9 protein-coding genes and 1 riboswitch are annotated in these 9159 nt (G+C 60.8%); of the genes, 1 reads left to right on the plus strand and 8 read right to left on the minus strand.

Annotated elements, in window-relative coordinates; all coding sequences use genetic code 11:
- The 3 genes from bluB to cobO form a co-directional block, all read right to left on the minus strand.
- Positions 1-445, minus strand: a 445-nt coding sequence (gene bluB, locus GIW79_RS28855) for a 5,6-dimethylbenzimidazole synthase (protein ID WP_236477462.1), incomplete at its 3' end; no start/stop codon positions are given.
- Positions 442-1824 carry a cobyrinate a,c-diamide synthase gene (locus GIW79_RS28860; RefSeq protein ID WP_236454956.1) on the minus strand — a complete coding sequence of 461 codons (1383 nt, stop codon included), beginning with the start codon at positions 1822-1824 and terminating at the stop codon, positions 442-444. The genes bluB and GIW79_RS28860, both read right to left, overlap by 4 nt.
- Complete coding sequence (cobO, locus tag GIW79_RS28865) at positions 1821-2432, minus strand: cob(I)yrinic acid a,c-diamide adenosyltransferase (protein WP_034128326.1); 612 nt, start codon at positions 2430-2432, stop codon at positions 1821-1823. Before cobO ends, GIW79_RS28860 begins: the two co-directional genes overlap by 4 nt.
- A gap of 79 nt (positions 2433-2511) precedes the next feature.
- Positions 2512-2758: riboswitch (cobalamin riboswitch) on the minus strand.
- A 99-nt stretch (positions 2759-2857) separates the two neighbouring features.
- On the opposite strand from cobO, the gene GIW79_RS28870 reads away from it, so the two are divergent.
- Positions 2858-4171: a PQQ-dependent sugar dehydrogenase gene (locus tag GIW79_RS28870; protein WP_236454954.1), complete on the plus strand. Its 1314-nt coding sequence runs from the start codon at positions 2858-2860 to the stop codon at positions 4169-4171.
- 123 nt (positions 4172-4294) lie between these two features.
- Here the strand turns inward: GIW79_RS28870 and GIW79_RS28875 are convergent, their stop codons facing one another.
- The 5 genes from GIW79_RS28875 to GIW79_RS28895 form a co-directional block, all read right to left on the minus strand.
- Positions 4295-4834, minus strand: coding sequence for a C40 family peptidase (locus GIW79_RS28875; protein ID WP_003193049.1), 540 nt, complete (start codon positions 4832-4834; stop codon positions 4295-4297).
- A 144-nt stretch (positions 4835-4978) separates the two neighbouring features.
- Positions 4979-5608, minus strand: coding sequence for a C40 family peptidase (locus GIW79_RS28880; RefSeq protein ID WP_003193051.1), 630 nt, complete (start codon positions 5606-5608; stop codon positions 4979-4981).
- Between the two features lie 209 nt (positions 5609-5817).
- Positions 5818-6522, minus strand: coding sequence for a DnaA regulatory inactivator Hda (hda, locus tag GIW79_RS28885; protein ID WP_014719395.1), 705 nt, complete (start codon positions 6520-6522; stop codon positions 5818-5820).
- A 205-nt stretch (positions 6523-6727) separates the two neighbouring features.
- Positions 6728-7801 (minus strand): AI-2E family transporter, encoded by a 1074-nt coding sequence (locus GIW79_RS28890; protein ID WP_014719396.1) that lies wholly within the window; start codon positions 7799-7801, stop codon positions 6728-6730.
- A 55-nt stretch (positions 7802-7856) separates the two neighbouring features.
- A complete protein-coding gene (locus GIW79_RS28895; protein ID WP_236454952.1) occupies positions 7857-8897 on the minus strand; it encodes a DUF2066 domain-containing protein in 1041 nt (346 codons plus the stop codon).
- Positions 8898-9159: the final 262 nt, after the last annotated feature.

Here is a 9159-nt window from a genome sequence, read left to right on the forward strand (position 1 = left end):
ACCCTTCCACGCGCGCCGCCAGCCACAGGTTCTGGATGGCGCAGGAGAGCGAGGCCATGTCCATTTCCGGCAAGGTGCGGCGCCCGAAAATGTGGCGCTCGCGATCGTCCATCAAGGCGGCGACCAGTACCTCGGCGCAGTCGCTGATGCCTTCGACCTTGAGCTTCATGAACGCATCGGAGCGCTCGCCCAAAGCTTCGGCGGTGCGCACGCGCTCTTCTTCCACCAACTGTTGAATCTGGCTGCGCAACGAACGGTCGCTGATGCGGATAAAACGCCACGGCTGCATCAGGCCGACACTGGGCGCCTGGTGCGCGGCGTGGAGCAGGCGTTGCAGCAGTTCAGGCGCGACGCTGCCACCGCGGAAGTGGCGCATGTCGCGGCGTTCGGCGATGGCGCGATAGACGGCCTCGCGATCGGCTTGGGGGAAAGCGTTGTCAGTCATGGCCTCATCGGGGGCAAGCCCCCTCCCACATTTGGAATGCATTCCCCTGTGGGAGCTGGCTTGCCTGCGATAGCTGTCTCAAGGTCTGGCGCGAACAACGCGGCCACCGCGCCAGGATTCGACGGAAAATAAAAGTGCACATAGGACGCCGTCATCCGCCCCTGTCGATAGACCGCCTCGGCACCGCGCCCGCCGTTAGGGCTAAGCCCACGGGCAATCGGCGCCCATTCGGTACTGGTCAGAGAATGATGATAGGTATGCCCACGCAAGGTCCCCTCCGGCAGCTCGACACTTTGCAGCGCCAGGGCCGCGAGTTTCTTCTGCATCACCGCATCGCCTTGCAACAAGCCAACCAGTTCGGCGCGTGTACCGTCCACATCGGTCAAGGAGTCGAGCAGATAGAGCATGCCGCCACATTCAGCGAGCAGTGGCTTGCCAGCGGCGTGATGAGCACGAATTGCGCCCAGCATCGAGGTATTGGCCGACAATGCCTGGTGGTGCAGTTCCGGATAGCCGCCGGGCAGATAGAGGCTGTCAGCTTGAGGCAATTGGCGATCATGGATCGGTGAAAAGAACTTCAACTCGGCGCCCATCGCCCGCAGCAAATCCAGGCTGGCGCCGTAGGTAAAGGCAAAGGCTTCGTCACGGGCCACGGCAATCCGCACACCGACCAGCAAGGGCTCGGCCTCGACCACTTGCGGCGCGGCAAAGGTTACCGGCGGCGGCAGGGCCACTTCGCAACTGCTGCCCAACGCCTGGGCGGCAGCATCCAAGCGTATATCAAGGTCATTCAGTTCGCTGGCTTGCACCAGGCCCAGGTGGCGGCTGGGCAGTTCGATGCCGGTCTCACGGGATAACGCGCCGTACCAACGCAAGCCCTCGGTGAGGCTGCCTTCAAGCAATTGCGCATGGCGCAGGGTGCCGACGCGATTGGCCAGCACGCCGGCGAACGGCAGGTCGGGCTGATAGCGCGCCAGCCCCAGGGCCAAAGCGCCGAACGTCTGGGCCATGGCGGTGCCATCGATCACGCCCAGCACCGGTACACCGAAGTGCCGCGCCAAGTCAGCGCTGGAAGGCGTGCCGTCGAACAGGCCCATCACGCCTTCGATGAGGATCAGGTCAGCCTCCCCCGCTGCCTCCCAGAGCAGGCGGCGGCTTTCCTGCTCGCCCACCATCCACATGTCCAACTGGTACACCGGCGCGCCACTGGCACGCTCGTGGATCATCGGGTCGAGAAAGTCCGGCCCGCATTTGAACACGCGCACCTTGCGTCCCAGGTTGCGGTGCAAACGGGCGAGCGCGGCGGTGACCGTGGTTTTGCCCTGGCCGGACGCCGGAGCGGCGATCAATACGGCCGGGCAATGACGGGGCTGATTCAAAGTTCGACGCCTTTCTGTGCCTTGATACCGGCCTGGAACGCGTGCTTGAGCATGCCCATTTCGGTGACGGTGTCGCCCATTTCGATCAGCTCAGGCTTGGCGCCACGGCCGGTGACCACCACATGCTGCATGGGCGGGCGGGCTTGCAGGTCGCTGAGTACCTGGTCCAGGTCAAGGTAACCGTGCTTGAGGGCGATGTTCAATTCGTCCAGCACCACCAAGCCGATAGAGGGGTCATTCAACATGGCCCGGGACACCGCCCAAGCCGCTTCGGCAGCGGCGATATCGCGCTGGCGATCCTGGGTTTCCCAGGTGAAGCCTTCGCCCATCACATGAAAGTGCACCTGCTCGGGGAAGCGGCGGAAAAACAATTCTTCGCCGGTGCTGTTACGCCCCTTGATGAACTGCACCACACCGCATTGCATGCCATGCCCCATGGCCCGGGCCAACATGCCGAACGCCGAACTGCTCTTGCCTTTGCCGTTGCCGGTCAGCACCAGCAGCAGGCCGCACTCATTGGGGGAATTGGCGATGCGCTCGTCAATCACGGCTTTTTTGCGCAGCATGCGCGCCAAGTGGCGTTCGTCGCGGTCGGGGGAATCAGTCATGGCAGCTCTCCGTTGGGGCTGGACAAAAACGGCGGGCAGGAAAAAGAAAAAACAGACAGCCAAGCATCGCCCACCGTGATGCTGTTGGATGATCCAGGCCGGTCTCCGGGCTCATGAGTGGCGCTTTTGATAGCAAGCAGCCGAGGGTGCGCCTTCCCATATCGCACGCGATACAGTGGCAAACAGCACCGTCTTGACTCATTTACCGTTGCGGGGGCAGCGCCGGAATCGCGGCGGCACTGTGTACAAGTGCGCTCACTCACCGGCTTCCCTGTTTCACTCTGTCGACGCACGCGCCACAGAGCACCTGGAACAAGCCGCGAAGGTTAGTGGGTTGGGGGTGGAGCGTCAATTAAAGCTGGCCTTGTACTTGAACCATCTGCCGTTCGTGCTTCTCTACCCCTACAGGTATCAAGGAGAAAACCATGCCTAAAACCCGACTCGCCCTACTGATCATGCTTGCAGGCAGCCTCGCCGCGTGCGGCGAAAGCTCGACCCTGCAGGTCGCCGATGGCACCGGTCCCTCGCCCAAGTTGCCGGAGCCGAACAAGACGCTGATCCCCACCGTCAATATCGCCCCGGCCATCGGCTGGCCCGAAGGCGCCAAGCCCATCGCCGCCGCCGGTACCCAAGTGGCCGCGTTCGCCGAAGGCCTGGATCATCCGCGCTGGCTCTACGTGCTGCCCAACGGCGACGTGCTGGTGGCCGAGACCAATGCACCGCCCAAGCCGGACGATGCCAAAGGCGTACGTGGCTGGGTGATGGAAAAGGTCATGGATCGCGCTGGCGCCGGGGTGCCGAGCCCGAACCGTATTACCTTGCTGCGCGATGCCGACCATGACGGTGTGGCAGAAACTCGCACGGTGTTCCTGGAGAACCTCCATTCGCCGTTTGGCATGACCTTGGTAGGCAACGACCTGTATGTGGCCGATTCGGATAAGTTGCTGCGCTTCCCCTATCAGCCGGGTGAAACCGCAATCACAGCCCCAGGCGCCAAGGTAGTGGACTTACCCGGTGGCCCCTTGAACCACCACTGGACCAAAAATGTGGTGGCCAGCCAGGACGGCAGCAAGCTGTACGTGAGCGTCGGCTCCAACAGCAACGTCGGCGAAAACGGCCTGGAAGCCGAACAGGGCCGCGCCGCCATTTGGGAAGTCGACCGCGCCAGCGGCCAACACCGCATTTTTGCCTCCGGCCTGCGCAACCCCAACGGCATGGCGTGGGAGCCACAGAGCGGCAAGCTGTGGACGGCGGTCAACGAACGCGATGAGATCGGCAGTGACCTGGTGCCGGATTACATCACCTCGGTCAAGGATGGCGGCTTCTACGGCTGGCCCTTCAGTTATTACGGCCAGCATGTGGATGTGCGTGTCACCCCGCAGAACCTGGACATGGTCGCCAAGGCCATCGCTCCCGACTATGCGGTAGGCCCTCATACTGCGTCGCTGGGGCTGACCTTCGCCGAGGGCAGCAAACTGCCCGCTCCCTTCAGTAATGGCGCATTTATCGGCCAGCATGGTTCCTGGAACCGCAAGCCGCACAGTGGCTACAAGGTGATTTTCGTTCCCTTCGAAGGGGGCCAGCCGAAAGGGCAACCGGTGGATGTGCTGACGGGGTTTCTTGATAGCGATGAGAAAGCCATGGGCCGGCCGGTCGGCGTGGTGATAGATCAGCAGGGGGATTTGCTGGTGGCCGATGATGTGGGCAATAAGGTTTGGCGAGTGTCGGCTGTTAAGTAAATCGCCACACACCAATGTGGGAGCGGGCTTGCCCGCGATTACGGTGGCCCAGCCAACCAATCCGTTGACTGACACACTGCATTCGCGGGCAAGCCCGCTCCCACATTTTGGAGTTTTATTGATTCAGGGATTACGCGCCAAATTTCCTGGCAACACGCGTTTGGCACTCAGGTAGGCATTCTGCCAATACGCTTTGGATAGCGTATCCAGCTTCACCGTACCGCCGGTTTGAGGCGCGTGTACGAAGCGGCCCTCCCCCACATAGATGCCCGCATGGCTGACCCGCGAACCACCACCGGTAGCGAAGAACAGCAGGTCGCCGGTTTGCAGGTTTTGTTCGCTGACGTCCTGGGCACGCATCACGATCAATTCACGGGTGGTGCGCGGCAATGAGATGCCGGCAGCGTCGCGGAATACAAAGCCGATCAGGCCACTGCAATCAAACCCCGAGTCCGGTGTGTTGCCGCCCCAGCGGTAAGGTGTGCCGACCAGGCCCAGCGCACGAAAGAGCACGTCTTCGGCAGCAGGCGAGAAATTCTGGGTGGCATAGTTGAACACCGGCTTAGGCTTGACCGCGACGGGCGCGGGCGGCGGTGTACGGCTGGCGCAGGCGCTGAGCAGCGCGGCGCAAACAATAAGCATCAGGCGGGCCGAGGTCGACATGTGCAGAACAATCCTGGTCTGGATGCGGCTTTCGCTGCCGAACGTTGAAAACCAGAACGCGCAAGCAAAGCTCGCGCGAACGGATGACAACAATGTCCAGGGATTCTAGCGCTTACACGTCAAACTTCAAGTATCACTTTAACTTTACTTACTAGCGGTAACCGTAGTCGGAGCCATGGCGAGTGCACGCTTGGCTTCGATGAAGGTTTTGCTCCAGTAGCTGTCACCCAGGTTATCGACCCGAACACCACCACTGCGGCGGCTGCTGGAGTGGATAAATTGGTTATCGCCCAGGTAGATACCGGCGTGACTGACACGACCGCGGCCACTGGTACTAAAGAAAAGCAGATCACCGGGCTTGAGGTTGTTGCGCGCGACCAACGGTGCATTCACGTTGATCATCTCGCGTGTAGAGCGCGGCAGATTCATGCCGGCTTCTTCACGAAACAGGTAGCCAATGAACCCACTGCAATCAAAACCGGCTTCAGAGGTCCCGCCGAAACGGTAACGGGTACCGATCAAGGACATGCCGCGCTCAAGGATACTATCGGCCAGAAGAGGCAGTTGGTAAGGCTTGCTGTCAGAGAACTCGGCGAGTTCTTTTTCGGTTGCCACCTCTTCTTCATAAACAGAAGCAGACTGTGCAGCAACGAACTTTGCCTGATTTTGAACCTGTGGTTTTTGCTGTTCTGCCACCTGCTGAGGGTGGGAGGCGCAACCAAACAACAGGGTAACGAGTGCGAGAGGCACGAGGGGTGCGAAGCGATTTAGCATGGGCACGACCGTGGCTGATGTGTAAAGAAGCCGAGACTATGCCCTCTATCACATCGATTTGCAAATTCAATCGCGATCTATGTGACTTATCGTTTCGACTATGCCATCTAAGCCGTGATTCCATTTTTCGGTTCAGTTGCGTAGCCCCTCGGGCTCAAACGCAGGTTTTCTGACGCCTTGAAAATGCCGACACACGGGAAATCAAGACGTTACCAGCCCAAAGTTTCTTTCAGGAAAGGGATCGTCAATTTTCTTTGCGCCTGCAAGGAAGCCTGGTCGAGTTGCTCAAGCAAATCGAACAGCGCGCTCATGCTGCGGGTGCCACGGGTGAGGATAAAGTGCCCGACTTCGTCAGTCAGGTGCAGGCCACGACGGGAAGCGCGCAGTTGCAGCGCACGCAGCTTGTCCTCATCGGATAACGGGCGCATCTGGAAGATCAACGCCAGGGTCAGGCGCGACTTGAGGTCAGCCAGCTTCACCGGCAGTTCACGCGGCGAGGTGGACGCAGCGATCAGCAAGCGCCGGCCGCTATCGCGCAAGCGGTTGAACAGATGAAACAGCGCCTCTTCCCACTCCGGCTTGCCGGCCACTGCCTGCAGGTCGTCGAGACACACCAGTTCATATTGCTCAAGGTTATCGAAGATGCCGATCCCGCGGTCCATCAACTCGGCCAAGGGCAGGTAGACCGCCGGCTCGCCCGTCTGCTCGAAACGCAGGCACGCGGCCTGCAGCAGATGGGTACGCCCCACGCCATGCTTGCCCCACAGATAGATCAGGCTTTCAGTCCACCCGGCGTCGGCTTCGCAAAGCCGCTCCACATAGCCGAGTGCAGCGGCATTGGCGCCTGGGTAGTAGTTGATAAAGGTAGCGTCATCACGCAGACGCACACCTAGGGGCAGCTGAATCGGTTTCATGCTGACTGAACGGCTCCCATCGAACCGTTAGTGGCCTCTATGTAAAGTTTGCAAAGTTTATACCCGTGACGCCGGGCGCACAATGCAGCAGACCACAAGCAAAATCAAAGGTTTGCGTTAACCCGGAGGTTTTACGCAGTTTGTTTGACGCACCCCGGGGCCAGAAACAACAAACCCGGCCTGGACCGGGTTTGTGACACCGCGATTACAACTCGGGCTCATCCACCCCGGTATACACGTCCGAATCCTTGTACAGGTCGTGCACATGGCGCACCAGCACCATGATCACCGCCGCCACCGGCAGCGCCAACAGGATGCCGGTAAAGCCGAACAGCTCGCCACCCGCCAAAATCGCAAAGATCACTGCCACCGGGTGCAGGCCGATTCGATCGCCCACCAGCAGTGGCGTCAGCACCATGCCTTCCAAGGCCTGGCCCACCATGAACACTGCGACAATCCCCAGCATCGGGTACAGGTCGCCGCCGAACTGGAACAGCCCGGCCACCAGCGCCGCGCCGATGCCGATCACAAAGCCCATGTAGGGCACGATGGCCGCCAGGCCCGCGATCAAGCCGATCAACAGCCCCAGCTCCAAGCCGATCGCCATCAGGCCGGCAGCGTAAATCACCCCCAGGGCCAGCATCACCAGCAACTGGCCGCGCACGAACGCACCCAATACCTCATGACACTCCGCTGCCAGGGAAACAACACGCTCTTCCCGGTCGCGGGGGAGCAGGCTGCGGATCTTGGCCATCATGATGTCCCAGTCTCGCAGCAGGTAGAACGCCACCACCGGGATCAGCACCAGGTTGGTCAACCAACCGATCAGCGCCAGGCTCGACGCAGTCGCCTGGCTGAGCACCACCGTGACGATATCGGTGGTCTTGTCCATGTGCTCGCTGATAGCTGCCTTGACCTTGTCGAACTTCCAGAAGCCATCCGCCAGCCCGAACTTGGACTGGGCCCACGGCATCGCCGTGTGCTGCAACCAGTCGAGCATCTGCGGCGCCAGCTCATAGAGGCGAAACAGCTGCTTGGCCAACATCGGCACCAATATCAACACCAGCGCCGTGATGATCAACGTGAACAGCGCAAACACCGTGATCACGCCCCAGGTGCGCGACATGCCGACTTTTTCCAGGCGATCCACCACGGGATCGAACAGATAGGCGAGCAGTAGCGCCACCAGGAACGGCGTCAGGATCGAATGCAGCAAGAACACAAAACCGCACAGCAGGACAATCCCGCCAAGCCACACCCAACGACGCGTATCCGCCATAAACCACTCCATCTGTTTTTTACGCCCTTCTTCTATATAGAAGGAGGACCACTAGTTACCAACGAAAACGCAGTTGCGCCTGGGGCTCAGATGCAACAGCCGGTTGCGTGCCATCGATCACGGCTGGCTGGGCCGGGGCTTCGCCAGCAGGAATTTCCTGCAGCTTGGCCAGGCTCAATTGAGTCCGCAATTGTTCGGCGCTGCCATTGACGCGATACACAATCCGGTTGCCATCCACCCACTGCGGCTGGCCGCCAAAGGGCTCCAGCAAACGACTCAGGGCGGCGTAGCGCTCAAGGTTCATGCCTTGTACTTCAAGCAATTGCTCAGTGCTCACGCCCGGCTTGACTGCAAAGCGTGGCGCCAGCTTTTGGCTGACCGCCAGCAATACCGCATCGGCGAGCGCGGCAGTGTCAGCGCCTTGGGCGGTGCCCTCCTCAGCCTTGTCGCCCAGCCACAGGCGCCATTTGGCCTGCCATTGAGTGCCTTCCTGGCGCGCATGCACCGCCAGCAAAGCATCGGCACCGTAACGCTCGGAGGCTGCGCGCAAAGGCGTGGCGTCGGGGCTTTCAAGATTCGGCGCGGTGGCGACTACCTGTTCATCCAGGTCTCCCAACGGCAAGCGCAGCGGCAGACCCCTGTGTTGCGCGGCCCGGCGCAGGGCCTGGGCAACGGCCTGGCCATCGCCGACCAGGCTGCTGCCTTCAGTTGAATCGTTCAGCCACCAACCCAGGATCGACGGCCGGTTGCTGCCCCAGATCGACAGGCCCGCATCCCGCAAGGCGCGGTCGGTGCTGACCGGGTCGAAGTCTACTTGCAGGCTTTCCGGCGGGCCGGCGTCGTAGCCGTACTGGCTGATGATTTGTTGCGGGTCTTTGCGGATCGCTGCCAGGCCCGGGCCATCGGCGGCCTTGGCGTCGCCGGTCAGGCGGATCACCAGGGTCTGCACGGCACGCTGGGTGGCCTGGTCGCGCTCTTGGGGCGACTGGCTGCTGACCGGTTCAAGTACTTGATAGAGGCCATTGAGGGTTTCGGCATGACTCGCCAGGCTGACCAACGACAAACAGCCCACAAAGAAGAATTTACACAGACGCATGGAAGATTCCCGAACGACAAATTTAGCGGTTGGAACAGACCGCGTGATCTCGGTTTGGCAAGGCTGTGACACAGCGACCGGTAAAACATTCACAGGGTCCCGGTAAGTTTTCATACTGTCATAACGCTAGCGAGCTCAAGGCTATACCTTAATACGCACGATTACCGGCCCGATTTGCATTTTTTTGAGCTCATATGCCCTGCCCGTCGGCCCGAGGATGGCCGCTGCCCCTCAAGCCTGATAAAATCGCGCGCCTTCGCAG

The sequence above is a fragment of the Pseudomonas sp. PA-7-1E genome (assembly GCF_021605325.1).
GTDB lineage: Bacteria > Pseudomonadota > Gammaproteobacteria > Pseudomonadales > Pseudomonadaceae > Aquipseudomonas > Aquipseudomonas fluorescens_BV.